We start from the raw sequence: 22,907 nt of genomic DNA on the forward strand, positions 1-22,907 counted from the left end.
CCCTTGGCCGACGAAACGCCCCTCGACCGCTTCAAGCACGCGCTGACCGGCGCCAGCCGGGCGCTGGCGCACGAGCCGGAGGTCGAGGTGGCATGGAGCGCCGACACCCCGACGGTGCGCGGCAAGCAGATGCGCGTGCCGCTGCCCGGCCGCTCGCTGCCGCCCGACCAGGCGCGCGAGGCGCGCGGTGTCGCCGATGGGTTTGCGCTGCGTCTGCGGCACCACGACGAGGGTCTGCATGCCCGCGGCGCGCCGCCCGAACCGATCGCCCGCGCGTGTTACGACGTGGCCGAGATGGTCCGGTACGAAGCGATTGGGTCCAACAATTTCAGTGGGATACGCGGCAATCTTGACGCGGCGATGGAACTGCGCACCGCGGCCGATCCGATCACCCGCGCCACCCGCGCCGAGGATGTCCCGCTGCCGACCGCGCTCGGCCTGATCCTGCGCGAAAAGCTGACCGGCCAGGCAGTGCCCCATCGCGCCTCGGCGGGCGTGGAACTGGTGCGCGAGTGGATCGAGCAGAAGGCCGGGGCCGATTTCGATTCGCTGGCGCTTTCGCTCGACGACCAGAAGGCGTTCCAGGGCCTCGCGCTCGACCTGCTGCGCCACCTCGACCTGACGCTGCCCGACGCGCCCGACCAGCCGTCTGACGACAGCGACGACGGCGAGGAGCCCGAAGGCGAGGACGAGGACCAGGGCGAGGACGACAACGAAGGTCAGGGCGACCCGCAGACGACCGAGATGGCCGGGGAAACGTCCGAAGGCGACGACGAGGGCGACTCCGATACCGAGATGTCGTCCGAGGAGGACATGGCCGACGGGCAGGAGGCCGACGAGGGCGAGGAGGGCATGATGCCCGTCCGGCCCAACCGCCCGTGGACCGACATTCCCGAAGGCTTCGATTACAAGGCGTGGACCACCCGCTTCGACGAAGTGATCGAGGCGACCGAGCTGTGCGATTCGGAGGAACTCGACCGGTTGCGCGCCTATCTCGACAGCCAGCTGACGGGGTTGCAAGGGGTTGTCACCCGCCTCGCCAACCGCCTCCAGCGCCGCCTGATGGCGCAGCAGAACCGCAGCTGGGATTTCGACCAGGAGGAAGGCCTGCTCGATGCCGCGCGGCTGGCCCGCGTGGTGATCAGCCCCGGCCATTCGCTGAGCTACAAGGTCGAGCGCGACATCGAGTTCAAGGATACCGTCGTCACGCTGCTGATCGACAATTCGGGCTCGATGCGCGGGCGACCGATCAGCATCGCCGCGATCAGCGCCGACATCCTCGGTCGCACGCTCGAGCGGGTCGGCGTGAAGACCGAAGTGCTGGGCTTTACCACCCGCGCGTGGAAGGGCGGGCAGAGCCGCGAGGCGTGGCTGGCGGACGGGAAACCCGCGCAGCCCGGCCGCCTCAACGACCTGCGCCACATCATCTACAAGCGCGCCGACGAGCCCTGGCGCCGCGCGCGCCGCAACCTCGGCCTGATGATGCGGGAGGGGCTGCTCAAGGAGAATATCGACGGCGAGGCGCTGCTCTGGGCGCACGACCGCCTGCTCGCGCGCAGCGAGGACCGCCGCATCCTGATGGTCATCTCCGACGGCGCGCCGGTCGACGACAGCACGCTGAGCGTGAACAGCGCCGGCTACCTCGAACAGCACCTGCGCAAGGTGATCGACTGGATCGAGAAGCAGTCACCGGTCCAGCTCGTCGCCATCGGCATCGGCCACGACGTGACCCGCTACTACAAGCGCGCGGTGACGATCATGGACGTGGAACAGCTCGGCGGCACGATCACCGAGCAGCTGGCCGAACTGTTCGAGGTGGATTGATGGACGTCTCCGAAGCCGTCGCCAGCCGCCGGTCGATCCGTGCCTACCTCGACAAACCCGTTGATCGCGCCGTCCTCGAGCGCATCCTCGAGAAGGCGCAGCGTGCCGCGTCAGGCGGGAACACCCAGCCGTGGCACGGGATCGTGCTCACCGGAGAGCCGATGCAGCGGCTGTTCGCGCGCATCGCGAAAGACCTGACCAAGGGGCGCGCGGCATTCGCGCCGGAGTACCACGTTTATCCGCCCGAGCTCGACGGGGCCTACGAGGCGCGGCGGCGCGGGATTGGGGAGGACATGTACGGCGCGCTCGCGATTCCGCGCGAGGACAAGGCGCAGCGCCTGATGTGGTTCGCGAATAACTTTCGCGCGTTCGGCGCTCCGGTGCTGATGCTGGTCCACACACCCAAGTACATGGGCCCGCCGCAATGGTCGGACATTGGGATGTGGCTGCAGACCATCGCGCTCCTGCTGCGCGAGGAAGGGCTCGACTGCTGCTTCCAGGAGGCGTGGGCGGTCTATTCCCCGGCGATCCGCGAGGTGGTGGCGATCCCGGAGGATCACACATTCTTCTGCGGCGTCGCCATCGGTTGGGGCGACCGCGATGCGCCGGTCAACCGTTTTCCGGTGGCGCGGGCACCGCTCGACGAGGCCGTGCGTTGGGAAGGCTGGGAATAGCCTTTACGGAGACGCTAAGTGGAAGCGCAGGAACTCTATCGCGGACGCCTGATCGATCATGTGCAGCTCGTGGTTGCCGACTTGCAAGCCTCGCGAACGTTCTACGGTGCGATTTTGGACGTGCTGGGCATTCCGATCATCGACGTCGCCGAGGCGCAATTCTTCTGGGCCGACGAGCTGGCGATCTCGTCGAAGGATAGTCCCGCTGCCGTCGGCAGGCTGACGGGGCCGACCCATCTCGCTTTCCAGGCGAAGGACCGCGAGATGGTGGACGCCGCGTACGCCGCAGGATTGGCCGCAGGCGGCAGGGACAATGGCAAGCCGGGGAACCGCGATTATCATCCCGGATACTATGCGGCGTTCCTTCTGGATCCTGATGGAAACAACATCGAGGCGGTGTTCCACGGCGAGGCGCAGTTCAGCGCGCCGTACGTCAAGATCACGTTCTAGTTGACCGGACACGCCCGCCGCGCCACTCGCGGCCCGCCATGGCCGAACTCCGCCTTTTCAATTCGCTGACCCGCAGCCTCGAGACCTTCCAGCCGGTCCACCCCGGCGAGGCACGCGTCTATTCGTGCGGGCCGACAGTCTACAACTACCCCCACATCGGCAACATGCGCGCCTACGTCTTCGCCGACGTGCTCGGGCGCACGCTGAGCTACAAGGGCTACAAGCTTACCCACGTCATCAACATCACCGACGTCGGCCATCTGACCGACGACGCGGATGCGGGCGAGGACAAGCTGGAGAAGGCGGCTGCCGAGCGGGCCCAATCGATCTGGGACATCGCGAAGCATTACACCGAGGCGTATTGGGCGGACATCGAGGCGCTCAACATCCGCCAGCCGGCGCACTGGTCGATCGCCACCGATTACGTGCCGCAAATGATCGAGTTCGCGAAGTCCATTGCGGACAAGCACTGCTACCAGCTCGATGGCGGGCTATACTTCGACGTCACCACTGTGGCCGACTACGGCCGCCTCGCGCGGGCCGTAACCGACGAGGGCGAGGGCCGGATCGAGGCGGTCGAGGGAAAGCGCAACGCCGCCGACTTCGCGATCTGGCGCACCACGCCTCCGGGCGAGAACCGGCAGATGGAATGGGACAGCCCGTGGGGCCGCGGTGCGCCCGGCTGGCATCTCGAATGCTCGGTCATGGGCGAGGCGCTGCTCGGCTTCCCGTTCGACATCCACACTGGCGGGATCGACCACCGCGAAATCCATCACCCGAACGAGATCGCGCAGAACCAGGCGCGCTGCTGCACCAACGGGCTCGACGATCCGCTGGCAAGCGGCGCGCGCATCTGGATGCACAACAACTTCCTCGTCGAGCGGTCGGGCAAGATGAGCAAGAGCGCGGGCGAGTTCCTGCGCCTGCCGCTGCTTGTGTCGAAGGGCTACCACCCGCTCGCGTACCGGATGATGTGCCTGCAGGCGCACTACCGCAGCGAGCTGGAATTCAGCTGGGAGAGCCTTGGCGCGGCGCTGGTGCGGCTCAAGCGGCTAGTGATGGCGGTGGAGAAGCTGAAGGCCGACTTGGCAGCAAGCAAGCAGCCCGAAGGCAGCTTTCCTCTCAGTGACGCCGAGCGGGCGCAGTTCGACGAGGCGATCAGCGCCGACCTCAACACGCCCGAAGTCCTGACCCTGCTCGAAGGCGTGATTTCGAACAAGAAGGCGCCTGCGGCCAAGCGCATCCAACTCGCTCGTATCGCCGACGATCTCCTGGGCCTGGACTTGCTTGGCCTGTCGCGTGCGGAGCTGCGGTTGAATCCGGCCGACGCACGGATCGCGGTGGCCGACATCGATCGCTTGATCGCCCGCCGCAAGGACGCGCGCGCCGCGAAGGACTTCGCCGCATCCGATGCCATTCGCGACGAGCTTGCCGCTGCCGGCGTCGAGGTGATGGACGGCGATCCGCTGGGCTGGGAATGGAAGCTGTGACCGTCGCCGTCCTCTCGGGCCTCGTCCGGCCGCTGGTCGAACCGCACCTGCCGCCCGGGATCGAGGCGCGGTGGTACACGTCGGTGGAGGAACTGCTCGCCCTTGCGCCAGAAGCGGAGATCGGCTGGTTCGATCTCGACCAGAAACAACCGATGATTGAAGCGGTCCGCGCGGCGGGCAAGCTCAGATGGCTGAACTCGATCTACGCCGGGCTCGATTTCCTGCCGATGGACGTGCTGATCGACCGGAAGGTGACGATCACAAACGGAGCCGGGATCAACGCGCTGACGATCGCCGAATACGTCGTGATGCTGATGCTGGTGCATGCCAAGGGTTACCGCGATGTGGTCCGGGCGCAGGAGAGGCGCGAATGGTTGCTCGATTCGCCGGGCAAGATGGAACTCGCCGGCAGCCGCGCCCTGCTGCTGGGCATGGGCGCGATCGGCGGGCTGGTGAAGACCCGGCTGGAGGCGTTCGACGTCGAGGTGGTGCCGGTGCGGCGCTCGCGGGCAGATGGAGCTTTGGGCCCGGACGAATGGCGCGCACGGCTGGGCGATTTCGACTGGGTGATCCTCGCGGTGCCGGCAACGCCCGAGACCGACGGGATGATCGGCGCCGAAGAATTGGCGGCGATGAAGCCTTCGGCGGTGCTGGTGAACATCGCGCGCGGCGCGGTGGTCGACCAGGACGCGCTCGTCGCCGCGCTTGAGGCAAAAGCGATCGGCGGCGCGTTGCTCGACGTGACCACGCCCGAGCCGCTTCCGGCGGACCACCGCCTCTGGAGCCTCGACAACGCGCAGGTGACCATGCACCTGTCGGGCCGCGCGCAGTCGAAGATGTTCGTGCGATCGGCCGAGCGGTTCGTCGAGAATTGCCGCCGCTACGTCGCCGGAGAGCCGCTGGCGCCGATCTTCGATCCCGCCCGCGGTTATTGACCGGCACGTCATTGCTACAAGACTCGCAGGCTTTCGCTTGATAGGCTGACCTTTTCCGGACCGGTGGGGGATTGGCGGAATGGCTGAGCGCGGCAAGCAGAAGGCATCGGACCTCTTCATCGAGTGTCTCGAGGCGGAGGGCTGCGAATACATCTTCGGGGTGCCGGGCGAGGAGAACCTCGATTTCCTCGACAGCCTCAGCCGCTCCAAGCAGATCAAGCTGATCCTTACCCGTCACGAACAGGGCGCCGGCTTCATGGCGGCGACCTATGGTCGGCATACCGGCAAGACCGGTGTCTGCATCGCCACGCTGGGGCCGGGGGCCACCAACTTCGTGACCGCGGCCGCCTATGCCCAGCTCGGCGGGATGCCGATGATGATGATCACCGGGCAGAAGCCGATCAAGAAATCGAAGCAGGGGCGGTTTCAGATCCTCGACGTGGTCGCGATGATGGGGCCGATCACCAAGTACACCCACCAGCTTGCCGCTGGCGACAATATCCCGAGCCGGGTGCGCGAGGCCTATCGCCTGGCAGAGGAAGAGAAGCCCGGGGCGGTGCACCTCGAATTGCCCGAGGACATCGCCGAGGAACCGACCGATTCCGCGCCGATCGCGCGTTCGGTCGCCCGGCGTCCCTCCGCCGAAGCCAAGGCGGTGCGCCAAGCGGTCGAGATGATCGAACAGGCCAAGGCCCCGGTCCTCGTCATCGGCGCGGGCGCCAACCGCAAGATGACCGGGCGGATGCTCGAACAGTTCGTCGAGAAGACCGGCATCCCGTTCCTCACCACCCAGATGGGCAAGGGCGTGATCGACGAGCGGCACCCCAAGTTCCTCGGCTGCGCAGCGCTCTCTGCCGGTGATTTCGTCCACCGCGCGGTGGAAGACAGCGACTGCATCATCAATGTCGGCCACGACGTGATCGAAAAGCCGCCGTTCTTCATGAAGGCGGGCGGGGCGAAGGTGATCCACGTCTCCAACCGCACGGCGGAAGTCGACCCGGTCTATTTCCCGCAGGTCGAGGTGATCGGCGATATCGCGAACGCCATCTGGCAGATGAAGGAAGACCTGACGCCCAACCGCGGCTGGGATTTCGCCCACATGCTCGCGTATCACGCAGCGGAGCTCGAGCACACGGGCAAGCTGGCGGCAGACGCGCGCTTCCCGATCTTCCCGCCGCACCTCGTCCAGCAGATCCGCGACTGCATGCCGCGCGACGGGATCATCTGCCTCGACAACGGGGTCTACAAGATCTGGTTCGCGCGCGGATACACGGCTTACCTGCCCAACACCGTGCTGCTCGACAACGCGCTTGCCACGATGGGCGCGGGCCTGCCCAGCGCGATGATGAGCGCGATGCTCTATCCCGACCGCAAGGTCATGGCGGTCTGCGGCGATGGCGGCTTCATGATGAACAGCCAGGAGATGGAGACCGCGGTGCGCCTCGGCCTCAACCTCACGGTGCTGATCCTCAACGACAATTCCTACGGCATGATCCGCTGGAAGCAGGCGAACATGGGCTTCGCCGATTTCGGGCTGACCTACGGCAATCCCGATTTCGTGAAGTACGCGGAGAGCTACGGCGCACGCGGCCACCGGATCACCAGCAGCGATCACCTGCGCGAGACGCTGGCCCACTGCCGCGATGCAGGCGGGGTGCACCTGATCGACTGCCCGGTCGACTATTCCGAGAACGACCAGATCCTCAACAAGGACATCAAGGAGCTTTCCAAGGCCCTGTGAATTGATCCGACAGGAGGATTCATGACCACGCTCAAGGACGTCTATCCGCTCTACCTCAACAACAAGGCGGTGCAGCCCAACACCGACCTTACGGTGACCGACAAGTTCACCGGCGCGGTCGCGTTCCGGACCGCGCTCGCGACCCCCGACGTGATCGACGCCGCGATCGCCGGGGCGGTGCGCGCTGCCGAGCCGATGGCGCGGCTTGCCAGCTACGAGAAGCAGCAGGTTCTCCAGCACTGCGTCGCGCGGTTCCAGAAGAGGTTCGACGAGCTCGCCTATGCACTGTGCGTCGAGGCGGGAAAGCCGATCAAGGACGCCGAGGGCGAAGTCACCCGACTGATCGACACCTTCCGCATCGCGAGCGAGGAGGCGACGCGCAATTACGGCGAGGTCCAGCCGCTCGACATCAGCGCGCGGGCCAAGGGCTACATGGGAATGTGGAAGCGGGTGCCGATCGGGCCGTGCAGCTTCATCTCGCCGTTCAACTTCCCGCTCAACCTCGCCGCGCACAAGATCGCGCCGGCCATCGCGATGGGCTGTCCGTTCGTGATGAAGCCTGCCAGCCTGACCCCGCTCGGGGCGATCATCATGGGTGAGGTGCTCGCCGAGTGCGACGTGCTGCCCGAGGGCGCCTTCTCGATCCTGCCTGCCAGCCGCGACGGGGCCGACCTGTTCACCACCGACGAGCGGCTGAAGCTCTTGTCCTTTACCGGCTCACCGGGGGTCGGTTGGGATCTCAAGGCAAAGGCCGGTAAGAAGAAGGTCGTGCTCGAACTCGGCGGCAATGCCGCGGTGATCGTCGACAAGGACGCCGACCTCGATCACGCGCTCGAACGGACGATCTTCGGCGCGTTCTACCAGAGCGGGCAGAGCTGCATCGGCGTCCAGCGCATCCTGATCCACGCCGACGTCTACGACCGGTTCCGGGACATGCTGGTCGCCAGGACGAAGACACTCGTCGCAGGCGACCCCAAGGACCGGGACACGTTCATCGGCCCGATGATCTCCGAAAAGGAAGCGACGCGCCTGAAAGGCTGGATCGACGAGGCGGTGGCGGCGGGCGCGATCCTGCTGTGCGGCGGCAAGCGCGACGGTGCGATGCTCGAGGCGACGCTGCTGGAAGGCGTGCCCGCGAACTGCGCCGCCAACCGCGAGGAAGCGTTCGGCCCGCTCGCCAACCTCGCGAAGTTCTCTTCCTGGGAAGAGGCGATGCACGTGGTCAACGACAGCAAGTTCGGCCTGCAGGCGGGCATGTTCACGCGCGACATTCACCAGGTGCTCGACGCGTGGGACACGCTCGACGTGGGCGGCGTGGTCGTGAACGACGTGCCGAGCTACCGGGTGGACAACATGCCCTATGGCGGGGTCAAGGACTCCGGACTCGGCCGCGAAGGCGTGCGGTTCGCGATGGAGGACATGAGCGAGATCCGGAACCTCGTCATCCGCCGCGAAGCCCGGTCCTGAGGCTGGGAAAGGTGACACGAAGTTGACACCCAAATCCATCACGCGTCCCTGAGCAGGAGCAGTTCGCACCGCACCGACAGTCGCGGACTCGGGAGCAGTCGGTGATCGGCCTCCACCACCGACGCTTCGGCGACGAGTTGTCCGGGGATGGCGAATTCGTGATCGGGCAGGGCGGCGATGAACCGCTCGCCCGCGTCGACCGCTTCGTCGCCTTCGAACGCGATCGCGACCGTGTAGCGCGCGCCCTCGAACGTGATGCTGGCCCATGCACGTTCGGATACGCTCAGAATTTCGCCCTCGCCGTCCGCCAGTACGATCAGCGCAGCGCGCAGCCGTTCGGAGACACTGCGGATCGCCCTGCGGGGGGCACGTGACGATTCAGCCAACATGAGCGGGCTCCCGGTAAGTGTTCATGAAATGTTCCACGCGCGAGGTGGTCGCGCGCCGGGGTTCGCGTCCCATGCGCAGATCCAGCACGAAGCGCGGGTCGTTCGCGGCCAGGCGGCCGAACTTGGTGGCGGGCATGTGATGCTCGCGCAGGAATTTCTCGATGGTACGAATGAGCATGCGACTCCTCGAACGGCGACTCGGGTTGTGCGATCGAGGCTTATGGGGACCACGCTAAATCCTACTTGTCTAGGAAAAATCCTATGTGTAGGAAGGAAAAATGGTAAATCCTATGGACGATCCCTCGCGTGTCCGCTTGCTGGAACTCGCACAGGCGCGCGGCGTGAGTTTGGCTGGACTGTCCGAATTGATCGGACGCAATTCCAGCTACTTGCAGCAGTTCATTCGCAAGGGCAGCCCGCGCAAACTGGAAGAAGGGGATCGCCGAACGCTCGCGCAGTTCTTCGGCGTGGGCGAATCGGAACTTGGTGGGTCGGGGGAAATTTCTCTCGCCGCGCCGGCGACACGCAGCGACTGGATCGAGGTCCCGCGCCTCCCCATTGGCGCCGCTGCGGGGCCGGGTGCGCTGGGGGCAGACGAGCGACCGTTCGATTCGTTTCGCTTCTCCCGCCGCTGGCTCAAGGAGCAGGGGCTGGCGGGCGCGCAGCTCTCCACGATTCGCGTGCAAGGCGATTCGATGGAGCCGGTGCTCCACGACGGCGACGAGATACTCGTCGATCGCGCCCAGCGCACCTTGCGCGACGGCATCCACGTCGTCCGCCTCGGCGATGCACTGATGGTCAAGCGTCTCGCGCCTGCCGGACCGGGCCGCGCGACGCTGCTCAGCCAGAACTACGCCTACCCCCCGGTGGAGGTAGCGCTCGCCGAACTGGAGATCGTCGGCCGGGTCGTGTGGAAGAGCGGGCGGCTTTAGCTAGCTAGCTAGCCAAAACGAAACCGGCGCCCCCCAATGGAGGGCGCCGGTCGCGCAAGACTATCGAAGATCAGAACTGGAAGCCGGCGGTAACCCGGAACGAGTGCTGGTCGATATGGGAATCGGCAGGCTGCAGGTAGGTGCCGCCGCCGTTCAGAAGGAACGGATTGGTCAACGGCGCGGTGCCGCGACCCACTTCGACATAGGCATCGTTATCTTCGTACCGCGAGTAGAGGTATTCGAGACCGATCGTGAAGTTCGTGCCCAGCACCAATTCGGCGCCACCGCCCAGCTGTGCGCCAAGCTGCTTGTCGTCCTCGTCGACCAGCACGAAGCTGTTTGCGGCATTGGTCGTGGTGAACGCACGGTCGATGTCCGCATAGGCGAGGCCACCCGTCACGTAGAACAGCCCGCGACCGTCGCCCGGCGAGTAACCGAGGCGGCCGCGAAGCGCGAGCGCGTAGTCGATTTCACGCGAATAGGTATAGCTGGCAGGCGTCGAGCTGAACCCCGTCTCGAAATCGGTGGCACCGGATTTGCTGCCTTCGAGAAGGAGACCGGCCACGAGCGGGCCCGACCGCTTGTCGTAGCCGAGGCGAACGGCGTACCCGACCTTGTCGTCGTCGCCGGTGCATCCGCCGGCAACGCTGTTACCGTTAGCCGCGCCGGTGCAGAAGCCCGGGCTGAAGGCGTCGGCGCCCGTCGTCGTACGGACGGTGTTGTCGAAGGTGCCGTCACGGTTGGTGTCGAAGCGCAGGCCCTTGGCGCCGCTATCGACGTTTTCGATTCCGACTGCGCCCGAGACGTAGGGACCATCGAACGTGGTAGGGGTGTCCTGCGCGAGAGCGGGCTGGGCGGCCGCCGCAAGTCCGATCGCGGAGAACGCGAGCATGCGATTGATCATTCAAAAATTCCTTTTTCGCAAACCGGCTGAACGCGCGGCTCGGTCGACAACGTTCAATGAGCTGGAATCTATCCACCGGTGCCGAAATAAATTCCTCTGGTCGGGCGGACGCTAGGATTCGCCGTCCGCGTTTGTGTGGAAAAGCCAGTGGTTGTGACCAGCCGCCGCGCTTCTTTTTTACCCGCGTGACCCGGAAAGGCGCCTGCGATTGGCCCTGACCGGCTTTCCATAGTGTGAAAGCACTGTGCCCATGAATGCCTCGGGCGATCGGGTTGCGTCGTTGGAAAGGACCGCGGGCCAGAAGGTGATTCCGCTGGCGACCTTTTCGGACACCATCCGCTGCATTTCCCGTGCGGCCAGGGGGCCGCCCATGGCCGTGCGGATCGATCGAAGCCAGATCACCGTCGCCGCCTCTCCCATCAACATCCAGCTATTCCAGGCCGGTTCGGGCCACGATTTGTCGGCTTGTCCGGTCATTTGCTATCCCTCCGCAGCGATTGCTGCAATGCAACAACGGGTGGTGCCATGTTCGGTGCCCGGCTGGAAGGGCCGTTCGTGTCGAATTCGGCGACAAGGATAGGCGGCTTGCATTCGCGGCCCGCGCAAGCCACCTCTCGCCCATGTCCGATACGCCCGTAATACCCCCCATGCGCGCCGCGATCATTCCGGTCACGCCCCTGCAGCAGAACTGCTCGCTGATCTGGTGCACGAAGACGATGCGCGGGGCGCTGATCGATCCGGGCGGCGATCTCGACAAGCTGAAGGCCGGCGTGGCGAAGGCGGGTGTGACGCTCGAGAAGCTGCTCGTTACCCACGGACACATCGACCACTGCGGGCAGACTGGCACGCTGGCGAAAGAGCTGGGACTCAAGATCGAAGGCCCGCATGAGGCCGACCGCTTCTGGATCAGCCGCCTGGACGAGGACGGGCGCAAGTACGGCATCGATGGCCGCGTGTTCGAACCCGACCGCTGGCTCGACGACGGCGATACGGTCACTGTCGGCGAGCTGACTTTGGAGGTAATTCACTGCCCCGGCCACACGCCGGGCCACGTCGTGTTCTTCCACCGCCCCAGCAAGTTCGCGATCGTCGGCGACGTATTGTTTCAGGGCTCGATCGGCCGGACGGACTTTCCGATGGGCAATCACCAGGATCTGCTCGACGCAATTACCCAGAAGCTCTGGCCGCTCGGCAACGACGTGACATTCATCCCCGGCCACGGCCCGACGAGCACCTTCGGCCGCGAACGGCAGACCAATGCGTTCGTCAGCGATTACGCGTTGAGTTGAGCTTCAGTCCCCGTCGCTTTCGGGCGGGGTGTGGCGCAGGTGCTCGATCTGGCGGGCGGTTCGCTCGCCGGGATCGGTAGCGATCACTTCGAGCGACGAAACGCGATCCTGCAGTTTCGTCACCAGCGCGCGCAGGCGCTCGTTCTCCGCGTCGATCGATTCGAGGGTCTTTTCGGGCTTCGAGCCGACTTCGACGAAGAGTTCGACATAGCCGCAATCCACGCAGCGCCATCCCTTGAGGTCGGCGGCGGAAAATGCGCCCGTCATCGATTTCCAGAAACCCGGCTTGCCTTCCATCCAGCGGATGCGGGTGCCGGTATCGGGCAGGAACCCGTACCCCTGCGTCATCCGCCCGCGGCATTTCGGGCACTGGCTCATCAGAACACTCCCAGCACGATCAGTATCGCAGCAATCGCCAGACCGAGCTGCGTCAACATCGTGATCGCCGTCCCCAGTGCACGCCCCTTGGCAAGTGCGCCGCCGTCCATGCCGAAGCCGTGCGCCACGCGGCCGAGCATGTAGATCGCCGCGACCCACGCGAGCCACGGGTTTCCTTTGCCGCTCAGCTCGATTCCCGCGATCAGGATCAGCACGAAGGCGGTGTTCTCGACGAAGTTGAGCTGGGCGCGCATACGGGCGGTGAGCGGGCCGCCGGCGTCGTCGCCGATCGAGACCTTGTGCGCCACACGCAATTGGCCCACGCGCACCGACAGCCAGATGTTGATCACTGCCGCAGCGGCCGCCGCGCACAGGGTTACCGGAAGGATCATTTTTGCCCCACTCCCCACAGGACCGCACCGGCGATCCGACGGCATCTCGCTAGCACAGCGCCGCGCGCTTGCAACGGGCGCGTTTTTCGCTATAGGGCGCGCCTTCCCGCCAAGGCTGGGTCCGAAAGATGCCTGCCCACCGCGTGGGTTGTGTGCTGCCGGTCCTTCCCCTAGGGCGAACCCGCAAACTCGCTGATTACGATACGGAAACAGGTGCCACCATGGCCGTCCCAAAAAGAAAAGTTTCGCCCAGCCGCCGTGGCATGCGCCGCAGCCATGATTCGCTGAAGGTCGAGGCATTCCACGAATGCTCGAACTGCGGCGAGCTGAAGCGCCCGCACAACCTCTGCTCGCACTGCGGGCACTACAACGGCCGCGAAGTCGTCGCCGTCGGCCTCTGACGGCCGCTTAGGGTAGTACTGTCATGACTCTCCCGCGTATCGCCGTCGATGCGATGGGCGGTGACGAGGGCGTGCAGACGATGGTTTCCGGCGCGGCCCTGGCCCGCCGCCGGCACGACAAGTTCAAGTTCCTGCTCGTGGGCGACGAGGCGCGGATCAAGTCCGCGCTCGATGCGCACCCGAACCTGCGCGGTGCAAGCGAGATCCTCCACTGCGAGGACGTGGTCGGCGGCGACGAGAAGCCGTCGAAGGCGCTGCGCCGCGCCAAGACAACCAGCATGGGCCTTGCCGTCAATGCGGTGAAGGCGGGCGATGCAGGCGCTGCGGTCAGCGCGGGCAACACCGGCGCATTGATGGCGATGTCGAAGCTCGCCCTGCGTACGATGCCGGGGATCGACCGCCCCGCGCTCGCGGCGCTGCTGCCGAGCCTCGGCGAAAACGACGTCATCATGCTCGACCTCGGCGCCAATACCGATTGCGATGCGCGCAACCTCGTCCAGTTCGCGGTGATGGGCGCTGCCTATTCGCGGATCGTGACTGGACGCGAGGAGCCGCGCGTGCGCCTGCTCAACATCGGCACCGAAGAACTCAAGGGCACCGAGGACGTGCAGGCCGCGGCCCAGCGACTCCGCGCTGCCGCCAAGAACCTCGCCCTCAGCTTCGACGGCTTCATCGAGGCGGACAAGATCAACCGCGGCTTCTGCGATGTGGTCGTGACCGACGGGTTCTCCGGCAACATCGCGCTGAAGGCGATCGAGGGTGCGGCGCGCTTCGTGACCGACCTCTTGCGCAATGCCTTCACCAGTTCGCTGCGTTCCAAGTTCGGCTTCCTCGTCTCGCGCCCGGCGACCGAGCTGCTGCGCCACCACCTCGATCCCAACAATCACAACGGGGCGGTCTTCCTCGGCCTCAACGGCGTGGTGGTGAAGAGCCACGGCAGCGCCAATGCAGCCGGGGTCGCCAACGCGGTGGATGTGGCGGCACGCCTGCTCGAGGACGACCTGACCCAACGCATCACCGCCGACCTTGCCGCGCTCGGCGAAAAGACTGCGCCGAAGACCGCCGCCGAGGGCCGCGCCGCGTGATTCGTTCCGTCGTCCGGGGCTCGGGCTCCGCCCTGCCGAAGCGCGCTGTGCCGAATGCCGAGATGGCGGCCATGGTCGACACCAGCGACGAATGGATCGTCGAGCGGACCGGGATCCGCAATCGCTATATCGCGGGGGACGACGAGACCACCTCCTCGCTCGCCGCCGAGGCCGCGCGCAATGCGCTCGACGCCGCCGGGATAGAGGCCGCCGATATTGGCCTGATCGTGCTGGCGACCGCAACCCCCGACCAGACCTTCCCCGCCACCGCCACCAAGGTCCAGGACCTCCTCGGCTGCCGTGGCGGCATCGCGTTCGATGTCGCGGCGGTCTGCTCGGGCTTCCTTTACGCGCTCGCGATCGCCGATTCGATGTTGCGCACCGGTATGGCGAAGCGTGCGCTGGTGATCGGTGCCGAGACCTTCAGTCGCATCCTCGACTGGGAGGACCGCACCACCTGCGTGCTGTTCGGTGACGGGGCGGGAGCGATCGTTCTGGAGGCTCAGGACGTGGCGGAAGACGGCCCCGGTATACTGTTCACCCAGCTCCACGCCGATGGCGCGCACAACGAACTGCTCTATGTCGACGGCGGACCCTCGACCACGGGCACCGTCGGCAAGCTGCGGATGAAGGGCAAGGAAGTGTTCCGCCACGCGGTCACCAACCTCGCCAGCGTGCTGGAAAAGGTGCTGGCCGAGACCGGCTTCACCGCCGACCAGGTCGACTGGGTGGTGCCGCACCAGGCCAACGCGCGCATTCTCGACGCGACCGCGCGCAAGCTGGGCCTGCCGGCGGAAAAGGTCATCGTGACCGTTGACCGGCACGCGAATACCTCGGCCGCATCGGTGCCGCTGGCATTCGACACGGCGGTGCGCGATGGGCGGATCAAGCCCGGCGATCTCGTGGTGTTCGAGGCGATGGGCGGCGGCTTTACTTGGGGTGCCAGCCTGGTTCGGATGTAACGCCAAGCGTTTCCACCATTTTTTCACACCCCGATTGCAGTTTCCGCGCTAATTCGTTAGTATCCCACGGAATTCGGGTCGCACCGCCGTTGGAGGAGGACTCGCGACATGATGCGTTCGGTGGGCACGCTGACTCGCGCTGACTTGGCAGATACGATCAATCGCAAACTCGGCTTCAGTCGCGCCGAATCGCTCGACCTGGTCGAAGCGATCCTGCGCCATATGTGCGAGGCGATGTCGAACGGCGAGAACGTGAAGATCTCGGGCTTCGGCACATTCGTTTTGCGCGACAAGAAGGAACGCGTCGGCCGCAATCCCAAGACGGGTGTCGAGGTGCCGATCACGCCGCGCCGGGTGATGACGTTCCGCGCCAGCCAGCTCCTCAAGGACCGCGTGGCCAAGGGATAAGGACACGAAAGCGTGACCGATTTCGACGACGGCAAGGACGCAGGTGCGCTGCGCACGATCGGCGAGGTCGGTGATGCCCTGGGCATCAAGGCCCACGTGCTGCGGTACTGGGAAGGCCAGTTCCCGATGCTCCAGCCGCTGAAGCGCAGCGGCGGCCGTCGCTACTATCGTGCCGAGGACGTCGCGCTCGTCAAGGAAATAGACCGGCTTGTGAACCGCGAGGGGTATACGCTGCGCGGTGCCAAGGCGGCGCTGCGGACCTTCCGGGGACAGTCAGCGGCGGTCGATGCGACTGCGAACCCGGCTGCCGATCGAGCGCCGGTTGCCGCTTCCAGACAGACAAACGCGGATGCGATTGCCAAGCTGCTGACGATTCGCGACAGGCTGGCGGCCGCCATCGCCGATTGATGCGAGCGTTAGGCTCTATTCCGCGGCGAGCAACTCCGCTTCGCCGAGGTCGACGCTGACCAGGCGGCTCACCCCGCGCTCGACCATCGTCACGCCGAACAGCCGGTGCATCCGGCTCATCGTCACCGCGTTGTGGGTGACGATGAGATAACGGGTCTGCGTTTCCGCGACCATCGAATCGAGAAGGTCGCAGAACCGGTCGATGTTCGCATCGTCGAGCGGGGCATCGACTTCGTCGAGCACGCAGATCGGCGCGGGGTTGGTGAGGAACAGCGCGAAGATCAGCGCGGTCGCGGTCAGCGCCTGCTCGCCGCCCGACAGCAGCGTCAGCGACTGGAGGCGCTTGCCCGGCGGCTGGGCGAAGATTTCGAGACCCGCCTCGAGCGGATCGTCGCTGTCGATGAGCGCGAGGTGCGCCTCGCCGCCCTCGAACAGCCGGGTGAAGAGGCGGCGGAAGTGGGTGTCGACCTGCTCGAACGCCGCACGCAGGCGCTCGCGCCCCTCGCGATTGAGGTTGCCGATCGAACCGCGCAGGCGATTGACCGCTTCGGCGAGTTCGGCCTGCTCGGCGGCGCTGGACCCGTGCTCGGCCTCGATCCGCTCCAGCTCGTCGGCGGCGACGAGGTTGACCGGCCCGATCCGCTCGCGGCTGGCGACGAGCCGCTCCATCTCCTCGCTCTCGAGACCGGCGTTCTTCACGCCTTCTGCCTCGAACGCGAAGCGCCCGGCGAGCAGCGGCGGCGGGCACTGGAAGCGCTCGCCCGAGATCCTCGCCATCTCCTCCCGGCGCTGCTCCTCGTTCTCGGCGCGCGCGGACAGTCCGGCGCGGGCCTCGCGCGCGGCGGCGAGCGCCTCGGTCGTCTCGGCGAGCGCTCGGTCGGCGGCCTGCGCAGCGGCTTGCGCGGCGGTGACCGCGGCCTCGGCTTTGGCCAGCTCCTCGCTCAATCGGGCGCGGACGACGTCGCCCTGTTCAATCTCGCGCAGCAGCCCGGCGGGCTTGGCCGCGACGACGCTGCGCTCTTCTTCGATCTCTTCGAAGCGGCGGGCCATGTCGCTGAGGCGGCGGGCGGCATCGCCCGATCGCGCCTGCCAGCTCGTCATGTCGGATCGCTGCGCGGCTGCCCGCTCGCGCGCCACCGCCAGTCCCTGGTCGTGCGCCGCGAGTTCGGCGGTGGCTGCCTGCAACGCGGTACGACTCACATCGTTTTTTGCCCGCGCGGCTTCGAGCGCGGCGCGGCCCGTATCGGGCGACGGCAGCGCGGCGCGCTTGTCTTCTGCGGCGGCGAGTTCGGCCGCGGCGCCCTTGCGCTGCTCGGCAAGGTCGCCCGCTGTCGTCGCGAGTTCAGAGAGGCGCGCGGCATGGCGTTCGCGCGCCGCCTCGGCTTGGTCGAGCAAACGGAGCGCGCGGCGTTCGGCCTCTGAGGCATCCTGCATCGCGCGCTCGTCGGCGACGAGTTCGCGGGTGAGGGTGGTCAGTTCGTCCTGCGCGGCGGCCTGCGCGGCTTCCGCCGTGGCGAGCGCATCGCGCCGGGGCGGGATCAGCGTCTCGAGTTCCGCTAGCCGGTTGTCAGCCTCGAGCCGGGCGGCCTCAGCCGCGCCTTCGCCGCGCGCGACGAACCCGTCCCACCGGCGCAGCGACCCCGACCGCGTGACCAGCCACTCCCCCGGGTGGAGCGTGCGCCCGTCGTCCGCCTCGGCGACGTGGACCAACGCCAGCCGCGCTGCGAGTTGCGGCGGGCAATGGGTGACGTGCTTCGCGAGCGCATCTGGGACGGGGGAGGGAGCATCGGACCCCGTCCAGAATCGCCCTTCGCCCTGCGCTTCGCCGACCGGACTCTTGGCATCGCGCCCGAGCGCAGCGGCTAGCGCTCGCTCGTAGCCGGGTTCGGCGCGCACCTTGTCGAGCGCGGTCGGCAGCCCCTGACGCCCCGATGCCGCCTTGGCACGTGCCTGGCGGTCGCGGTCGAGCGCCTGGAATTCGCGGTCGAGCCCGGCGAGATCGGCCTTCGCGCCTGCCAGTGCGCTCGCTGCTTCATCGCGCGCCGATTGCAGGCCTTCCTTCCGTCCGCGCTTGGCTTCGAGAGCGGCCTGGCGATTGGCGAGAGCTTTTGCGGCATCGTCCGCCTCGCGCCGGGCCGTGGCGACCGCCGCTTCCGGATCGCCTGCCGCCGACAGTGCGGCGCGGGCTTCGTCGTGTCGCCGTGCTTCGCCATCGAGGCGGGCGAGCCGGGCCTGCGCCTGCGCGACTTCCGCCTCGGCCACGCGCCACTCGGCTTCGACCCCGGCGTGATCGGCAGTCGCCTTGGCCAGCGCGAGTTCGGTCGCACGGCCGGCGCGGTCGACATCCTCCAGCTTCGCCGCGAGTTGCGGACGGCGCGCTTCGTCTGCCGCAAGCGCGGCTGCACCCGCTTCGAGGTCTTTCTCGAGCCGCGCGAGCGCCTCGGCAGCATCGCGCGTCATCCGGTCGGCGTCCCCGCGATCTTCCTCCAGTCGGGTGCGCTGCCGGTCGAGGTCGGCCAGGCGCTGCTCGGCGGCCTCCAACTGGCTCGCAAGCGCCGCCATCCGGTGGCCATGCGCACTGGCATCGTCGCGCCGGTCCGCCTGCTCGTCGCGCGCCTCGGCGAGTGCGGCGGCGGCGAACGCCTGTGCCTTCTGCGCTTCAGCCGAAGCGGCCTGTGCGACAGTCACCCGCTCGTCGGCGGCGCGCGCCTCGCCCCGCGCGGCTTCGGCAGCGGCGGCGGCATCGCGCCAGCGGGCGAACAGCAGCCGAGCCTCCGCGACGCGGATCTGGTCGGATAGGACCTTGTAGCGCTCGGCCTGCTTGGCCTGTCTGCGCAGCGTGGCGATCTGGCTGTCGAGACCGGCCATGAGGTCTTCGAGCCGGGCCAGGTTCGCCTCGGTCTGGCGCAGCTTGCCCTCGGCATCGCGGCGACGGACATGGAGGCCGGCGATACCGGCGGCCTCTTCCAGCATCATCCGGCGTTCGGCGGGTTTGGCGGCGATCACCTGCGCGATCTTGCCCTGGCTGACGAGCGCCGGGCTGTGCGCGCCGGTGGCTGCGTCGGCGAAGGTCAGTGCCACGTCCTTGGCGCGGACGTCCCTGCCGTTGACGCGGTAGGCGCTGCCCGATCCGCGATCGATCCGGCGGACGACTTCCAGTTCCTCGCCGTCGCCCGTCTGGCCGGTCAGCACGACTTCGGCGAAATCGCGCTGCGGGCGGGTGGCGGTGCCGGCAAAGATAACGTCGTCCATCCCGCCCGAGCGCATGGACTTGGGCGAGTTCTCGCCCATGACCCAGCGGATCGCTTCGAGCAGGTTGGACTTGCCGCAGCCGTTGGGGCCGACGACCCCCGTCAGCCCCGGTTCGATGCGCAATTCGGACGGCTCGACGAAGCTCTTGAAACCACTGAGCTTGAGCCGCCTGATGAGCATCCCGGCGCTATCCCCCCTCGCGCCGGGTGCTAGCGCGCGCCGGCGCGCTGGAGGATCGGCTCGAGGCCCTTCCAGTCGAGGGTGCCGACGTTCTTGCCGTTGATGAAGAACGTCGGAGTGCCGGTTACGTTGAGGTCGGTCGACTGCTTTTCGGAATCGGCGGCGATCTTGGTCGCGGTCTCTTCCTTCGCGAGGCAGGCCCGTGCCTGGTCACGCGATACGCCGCGCTGGGCGAAGAAGTCGTAGAGGCCGGCAGCGTTGGCGATCCCATCGAAGCGGGCGGCGCCCTGTGCCTGGCTCGCCGCCTGCAGTGCCGCTTCGTTGGCCTGGACCTGCGCGAACATGTTGGCCATGTTCGCCCATCCCTGTTCGGCGAAGGCATGGAACGCTTCAGGTCCGGCGCAGCGGGCGAGGACCGAGAAGGTCAGGTCGATCGGGTCGTGGATCTGGTTGCGGATCTCGTAGCTGACCTTGCCGGTCTCGATGTATTTCGTGCGGAGCGGCTCTGCGGCCTGGGCAGCGAAGTCGGCGCAGTGGCTGCAGGTGTGGCTGGCGTACTCGACCAGCTTGATCGGGGCGTTCGGGTTCCCTTCGACGATCCCGCCCTCGGGCGTGACGGCGGCGACTTCCGACCAGCTCTGTCCGGCAGGCGCGGGGACGGCGGCGACGACGGCGCCTTCGGCGATCTCACCATCGGCCGCTTCCTCCTTCGATCCGCAGGCGGTCAGGGCAAGGACGGTGGCAAGGGCGAGGGGAACGGAACGGAGCATTGTCATCCTTTCGGGTGGTCGTCCAAGGTATACGAGGCAGTTGAGGCGGTGAAGCGCGTGCCCGCGCTTTCCACAGCTATCCGTGGGCCGTCAAAGGCGGGCGTCGAGCTGCGGCTGGAGCAGGTCCCACGAGTAAGTGGCCGCCAACATGCTGCCGTTGATCGCGAAGCTGGGCGTGCCCTTGACGTTCCACTTGGCATCGTCGGCGGCGGACTGGTCGGCCAGACGCTTCGCCAGCACTTCGTCGGACAGGCAGCGGTCGAGAGCCGGGCGGTCGTATCCGCGGGCGATCATGATCGGGTAGAAGCCGAGGTCGCTGGCGATCGCGCGGCGGCGGGCAGGACCGGGGCCATTGAACCAGCGCGCCTTCTGCGCTGCGGTCGCGCGGGTGGTGATCGGTAGCCACTTGTCCTGCGACAGCATCAACGTGTTGTGATTGCGCGGAAACTTGGCGGCGGGGCCGCAGTTGGCGAGCATGGCGGCGGTCATATCGACCGCGTCGCGCACGACATGGCGTACGTCGACCTGCACCTTGCCGCTGGCGACGTACATGTCGATCGCGCCGCCGCCTTCCTTGGCGAAGTGAGCGCAGTGCGGGCAGGTGTAGCTGACGAACTCGGTGAGCTTGACCGGGGCGGCAGGGTTGCCGATCTTGTGGCCGCCGCCGGTCGTATCGACCGTGGTGAGCCAGTTGGGAGCCGCGGCAAGGGCGACCGAGGCGGCCATCGCGATAATGCCGGCGATCGCCAGGCGGGCAAGCTTCACTTCGATTCCTCCTGTTCGCCCAATGTCCGGGCGAGCGATTCCAGCACGGCGCGCAGCTCCGGGTCGCCGATGTCGCGCAGCGATTCGCCCAGCTCGAACGGAACCGGCTTAAGCGAAGGGGGCGCGGCGGGCCGCGCCTTGGCAGCAGGCGGCTGAACCGCGCCTTGCCGCAACTTGACCCGCGCCACCGCCTTGTAGCCGAAGAAGCGGTTCACCCGCTCCATGATCTCGGGAATGACGTGCTGGATCAGCGGAGCGTGCGCCGGCAGCACGACGAGTTGCAGGATGCCGTCGGCCTTCTCGCCGGGCGGAAACCGGATCGCTTCGGGCGTGCACACCTTCGCATGATGCTCGCCGACGATTTCGGGCCAGCGGGTTACGACGCTCGACTGCACGAAGCCGAAACGGCGAAACGCGGTGCGGCCGACTTGTGGGGTCAATTCGGCGATCGACTTCGCCGGCCCTCCGCGAGGCCGTTCGTACTGTTTCGCCTTTGGTTTTGTGTCCCGTTCCATCGTCGGCGAGGCCATGCCATAGGCGCGCCATGAGTGCCAGCGAGGAGAGCGTCGCGAGCAAGTTGCTCGCCTGGTACGACCGCCATGCCCGCTCGCTCCCGTGGCGCAGTCCGCCGGGCAGCCCGGCGCCCCAGCCCTATCGTGTGTGGCTGTCGGAGGTCATGCTCCAGCAAACGACCACCGCAGCCGTCGCGCCCTACTATGCGAAGTTCCTCGCTCGCTGGCCCTCGGTCGAGGCGCTGGCGGCAGCCGAAGATGCCGACGTCATGGCCGCGTGGGCCGGGCTCGGGTATTATTCGCGGGCTCGCAACCTGCTGGCTGCGGCGCGTGCGGTCGTGGAGCGCGGTGCCTTTCCCGATACCGAGCAGGGCCTGCGGGCGTTGCCGGGGGTGGGCGCCTATATCGCCGCCGCGGTGGCCGCGATTGCCTTCGATCGGCGCGCGGTTGTGGTCGATGCGAATGTCGAGCGCGTCGTCAGCCGCCTGTTCGCGATTGCCGAACCGCTACCCGCCGCGCGCAAGGCTATCCGCGCGGCGACCGACACGCTTACGCCGGACAGCCGCGCTGGCGATTTCGCGCAAGCGATGATGGATCTCGGCGCGACGGTCTGCACGCCGCGTGATCCTCGATGCTTTGTGTGCCCGCTGTCGGCCGATTGCGTCGCGCGGGTCGAGGGGGAGCCGTCGGTTTACCCCGTGAAGCCGGCGAAAAAGGCAAAGCCGCTGCGGCGCGGAACCGCGCTGTGGATCGAGCGGGATGGGGCAGTCTGGCTTGTCCGGCGCGAAGGCACCGGGATGTTGGGCGGGATGCGTGCGTTGCCTGACGACGGCTGGTCGGCGCGCGGCGATGGGGATGGGCCGCCGCAGGGCGACTGGCGCGATGCGGGCGTCGTGCGTCACGGCTTGACCCATTTCGACCTCGAGCTTGCCATTCTCGTGTCGAACACGGCGGAGCCGGCTGGCGAAGGCGAGTGGTGGCCGATCGATCGGCTGGACGAAGCGGGGCTTCCGACGCTGTTCACGAAGGCGGCCGCGCGGGCGCGCGCCTAGAAAATCCCGCCGCCGAGGCTCAGGCGGACCACCGCGATCAGCAGCACCACCAGGCAGAAATTACGCCCGGCCTTGCTGGATGAGGATAGCTGGCCCACGATTACGCCGACGACAATCAGCGGCAGCGCCAGCCAATTGGCCCAGCCGAGGAACGGGATGGTCGCCGGGATGACGATCACCAGCGAGACGAGTCCGAGCAGGAATGCGATCAAGTTACCCATGTGTCCTATATGGATAGGACACCACG

Annotated in this window: 26 protein-coding genes; 15 read left to right on the top strand and 11 right to left on the bottom strand. The window is 67.0% G+C overall.

Translation table 11 applies throughout. The annotated features are described in order from the left end of the window. The first annotated feature begins 3 nt into the window (after positions 1 to 3). The 7 genes from cobT (at position 4) to ACWPMX_RS03995 (ending at position 8,581) form a co-directional block, all read left to right on the top strand. Complete coding sequence (gene cobT, locus ACWPMX_RS03965) at positions 4 to 1,824, top strand: cobaltochelatase subunit CobT (protein ID WP_455698746.1); 1,821 nt, start codon at positions 4 to 6, stop codon at positions 1,822 to 1,824. Next, positions 1,824 to 2,498 (top strand): nitroreductase, encoded by a 675-nt coding sequence (locus tag ACWPMX_RS03970; RefSeq protein ID WP_455698747.1) that lies wholly within the window; start codon positions 1,824 to 1,826, stop codon positions 2,496 to 2,498. The genes cobT and ACWPMX_RS03970 overlap by 1 nt, the downstream gene beginning before the upstream one ends. Positions 2,499 to 2,516: 18 nt before the next feature. Next, on the top strand, positions 2,517 to 2,948 hold the full coding sequence (locus tag ACWPMX_RS03975) for a VOC family protein (RefSeq protein ID WP_455698748.1): 432 nt from the start codon (positions 2,517 to 2,519) through the stop codon (positions 2,946 to 2,948). A 38-nt stretch (positions 2,949 to 2,986) separates the two neighbouring features. Further along, a complete protein-coding gene (gene cysS / locus ACWPMX_RS03980; RefSeq protein WP_455698749.1) occupies positions 2,987 to 4,438 on the top strand; it encodes a cysteine--tRNA ligase in 1,452 nt (483 codons plus the stop codon). Beyond that, positions 4,435 to 5,373: a D-2-hydroxyacid dehydrogenase gene (locus tag ACWPMX_RS03985; protein ID WP_455698750.1), complete on the top strand. Its 939-nt coding sequence runs from the start codon at positions 4,435 to 4,437 to the stop codon at positions 5,371 to 5,373. Before cysS ends, ACWPMX_RS03985 begins: the two co-directional genes overlap by 4 nt. 79 nt (positions 5,374 to 5,452) lie before the next feature. Continuing rightward, positions 5,453 to 7,114 carry an acetolactate synthase large subunit gene (locus tag ACWPMX_RS03990; RefSeq protein ID WP_455698751.1) on the top strand — a complete coding sequence of 554 codons (1,662 nt, stop codon included), beginning with the start codon at positions 5,453 to 5,455 and terminating at the stop codon, positions 7,112 to 7,114. A gap of 21 nt (positions 7,115 to 7,135) precedes the next feature. Beyond that, positions 7,136 to 8,581, top strand: coding sequence for an aldehyde dehydrogenase family protein (locus ACWPMX_RS03995; protein WP_455698752.1), 1,446 nt, complete (start codon positions 7,136 to 7,138; stop codon positions 8,579 to 8,581). Between the two features lie 38 nt (positions 8,582 to 8,619). Here the strand turns inward: ACWPMX_RS03995 and ACWPMX_RS04000 are convergent, their stop codons facing one another. Together ACWPMX_RS04000 and ACWPMX_RS04005 are read right to left on the bottom strand one after the other, a co-directional pair. After that, on the bottom strand, positions 8,620 to 8,970 hold the full coding sequence (locus tag ACWPMX_RS04000) for a hypothetical protein (protein ID WP_455698753.1): 351 nt from the start codon (positions 8,968 to 8,970) through the stop codon (positions 8,620 to 8,622). Continuing rightward, positions 8,960 to 9,148 carry a hypothetical protein gene (locus ACWPMX_RS04005; RefSeq protein WP_455698754.1) on the bottom strand — a complete coding sequence of 63 codons (189 nt, stop codon included), beginning with the start codon at positions 9,146 to 9,148 and terminating at the stop codon, positions 8,960 to 8,962. The genes ACWPMX_RS04000 and ACWPMX_RS04005 overlap by 11 nt, the downstream gene beginning before the upstream one ends. A 100-nt stretch (positions 9,149 to 9,248) precedes the next feature. Between ACWPMX_RS04005 and ACWPMX_RS04010 the strand changes: the two genes are divergently transcribed. Then, positions 9,249 to 9,902, top strand: a complete 654-nt coding sequence (locus ACWPMX_RS04010; protein ID WP_455698755.1) for a S24 family peptidase — start codon at positions 9,249 to 9,251, stop codon at positions 9,900 to 9,902. 70 nt (positions 9,903 to 9,972) lie between these two features. Here ACWPMX_RS04010 and ACWPMX_RS04015 read toward each other — a convergent pair whose 3' ends face one another. Together ACWPMX_RS04015 and ACWPMX_RS04020 are read right to left on the bottom strand one after the other, a co-directional pair. Then, complete coding sequence (locus tag ACWPMX_RS04015) at positions 9,973 to 10,806, bottom strand: outer membrane protein (protein WP_455698756.1); 834 nt, start codon at positions 10,804 to 10,806, stop codon at positions 9,973 to 9,975. 177 nt (positions 10,807 to 10,983) lie between these two features. Next, positions 10,984 to 11,283 carry a hypothetical protein gene (locus ACWPMX_RS04020; protein ID WP_455698757.1) on the bottom strand — a complete coding sequence of 100 codons (300 nt, stop codon included), beginning with the start codon at positions 11,281 to 11,283 and terminating at the stop codon, positions 10,984 to 10,986. Positions 11,284 to 11,453: 170 nt separating this feature from the next. On the opposite strand from ACWPMX_RS04020, the gene ACWPMX_RS04025 reads away from it, so the two are divergent. Continuing rightward, positions 11,454 to 12,095 carry an MBL fold metallo-hydrolase gene (locus ACWPMX_RS04025; protein WP_455700725.1) on the top strand — a complete coding sequence of 214 codons (642 nt, stop codon included), beginning with the start codon at positions 11,454 to 11,456 and terminating at the stop codon, positions 12,093 to 12,095. A 3-nt stretch (positions 12,096 to 12,098) separates the two neighbouring features. On the opposite strand, the gene ACWPMX_RS04030 is transcribed toward ACWPMX_RS04025, so the two are convergent. After that, on the bottom strand, positions 12,099 to 12,473 hold the full coding sequence (locus ACWPMX_RS04030) for a hypothetical protein (protein ID WP_455698758.1): 375 nt from the start codon (positions 12,471 to 12,473) through the stop codon (positions 12,099 to 12,101). Then, positions 12,473 to 12,865: an MAPEG family protein gene (locus tag ACWPMX_RS04035; protein ID WP_455698759.1), complete on the bottom strand. Its 393-nt coding sequence runs from the start codon at positions 12,863 to 12,865 to the stop codon at positions 12,473 to 12,475. The genes ACWPMX_RS04030 and ACWPMX_RS04035 overlap by 1 nt, the downstream gene beginning before the upstream one ends. A 221-nt stretch (positions 12,866 to 13,086) precedes the next feature. Between ACWPMX_RS04035 and rpmF the strand changes: the two genes are divergently transcribed. The 5 genes from rpmF (at position 13,087) to ACWPMX_RS04060 (ending at position 16,129) form a co-directional block, all read left to right on the top strand. Then, entirely contained in the window at positions 13,087 to 13,266 is a 180-nt protein-coding gene (gene rpmF / locus ACWPMX_RS04040; RefSeq protein ID WP_057883014.1) for a 50S ribosomal protein L32, read from the top strand. 23 nt (positions 13,267 to 13,289) lie between these two features. After that, positions 13,290 to 14,351, top strand: a complete 1,062-nt coding sequence (gene plsX, locus ACWPMX_RS04045; RefSeq protein WP_455698760.1) for a phosphate acyltransferase PlsX — start codon at positions 13,290 to 13,292, stop codon at positions 14,349 to 14,351. Continuing rightward, positions 14,348 to 15,313 (top strand): beta-ketoacyl-ACP synthase III, encoded by a 966-nt coding sequence (locus tag ACWPMX_RS04050; protein ID WP_455698761.1) that lies wholly within the window; start codon positions 14,348 to 14,350, stop codon positions 15,311 to 15,313. Before plsX ends, ACWPMX_RS04050 begins: the two co-directional genes overlap by 4 nt. Before the next feature lie 108 nt (positions 15,314 to 15,421). Continuing rightward, positions 15,422 to 15,721, top strand: a complete 300-nt coding sequence (locus ACWPMX_RS04055; RefSeq protein ID WP_455698762.1) for an integration host factor subunit alpha — start codon at positions 15,422 to 15,424, stop codon at positions 15,719 to 15,721. Between the two features lie 12 nt (positions 15,722 to 15,733). Beyond that, positions 15,734 to 16,129, top strand: coding sequence for a MerR family transcriptional regulator (locus ACWPMX_RS04060; RefSeq protein WP_455698763.1), 396 nt, complete (start codon positions 15,734 to 15,736; stop codon positions 16,127 to 16,129). A 15-nt stretch (positions 16,130 to 16,144) separates the two neighbouring features. On the opposite strand, the gene ACWPMX_RS04065 is transcribed toward ACWPMX_RS04060, so the two are convergent. The 4 genes from ACWPMX_RS04065 to ACWPMX_RS04080 all read right to left on the bottom strand — a co-directional run bounded on the left by ACWPMX_RS04065 (position 16,145) and on the right by ACWPMX_RS04080 (position 21,626). Further along, complete coding sequence (locus tag ACWPMX_RS04065; protein WP_455698764.1) at positions 16,145 to 19,561, bottom strand: chromosome segregation SMC family protein; 3,417 nt, start codon at positions 19,559 to 19,561, stop codon at positions 16,145 to 16,147. Positions 19,562 to 19,590: 29 nt separating this feature from the next. After that, a complete protein-coding gene (locus ACWPMX_RS04070) occupies positions 19,591 to 20,331 on the bottom strand; it encodes a thioredoxin domain-containing protein (RefSeq protein WP_455698765.1) in 741 nt (246 codons plus the stop codon). A gap of 90 nt (positions 20,332 to 20,421) precedes the next feature. After that, positions 20,422 to 21,096, bottom strand: coding sequence for a DsbA family protein (locus ACWPMX_RS04075; RefSeq protein WP_455698766.1), 675 nt, complete (start codon positions 21,094 to 21,096; stop codon positions 20,422 to 20,424). Beyond that, positions 21,093 to 21,626 (bottom strand): DUF721 domain-containing protein, encoded by a 534-nt coding sequence (locus ACWPMX_RS04080; protein WP_455698767.1) that lies wholly within the window; start codon positions 21,624 to 21,626, stop codon positions 21,093 to 21,095. Before ACWPMX_RS04080 ends, ACWPMX_RS04075 begins: the two co-directional genes overlap by 4 nt. A gap of 14 nt (positions 21,627 to 21,640) precedes the next feature. Here ACWPMX_RS04080 and ACWPMX_RS04085 point away from each other — a divergent pair, with 14 nt between their 5' ends. Continuing rightward, complete coding sequence (locus ACWPMX_RS04085) at positions 21,641 to 22,660, top strand: A/G-specific adenine glycosylase (RefSeq protein WP_455698768.1); 1,020 nt, start codon at positions 21,641 to 21,643, stop codon at positions 22,658 to 22,660. Here ACWPMX_RS04085 and ACWPMX_RS04090 read toward each other — a convergent pair. Then, positions 22,657 to 22,881, bottom strand: coding sequence for a hypothetical protein (locus ACWPMX_RS04090; RefSeq protein WP_455698769.1), 225 nt, complete (start codon positions 22,879 to 22,881; stop codon positions 22,657 to 22,659). The two genes, ACWPMX_RS04085 and ACWPMX_RS04090, sit on opposite strands and share 4 nt — an antisense overlap. Positions 22,882 to 22,907 lie beyond the last annotated feature (26 nt).

The sequence above is a fragment of the Tsuneonella sp. HG094 genome (assembly GCF_053819285.1).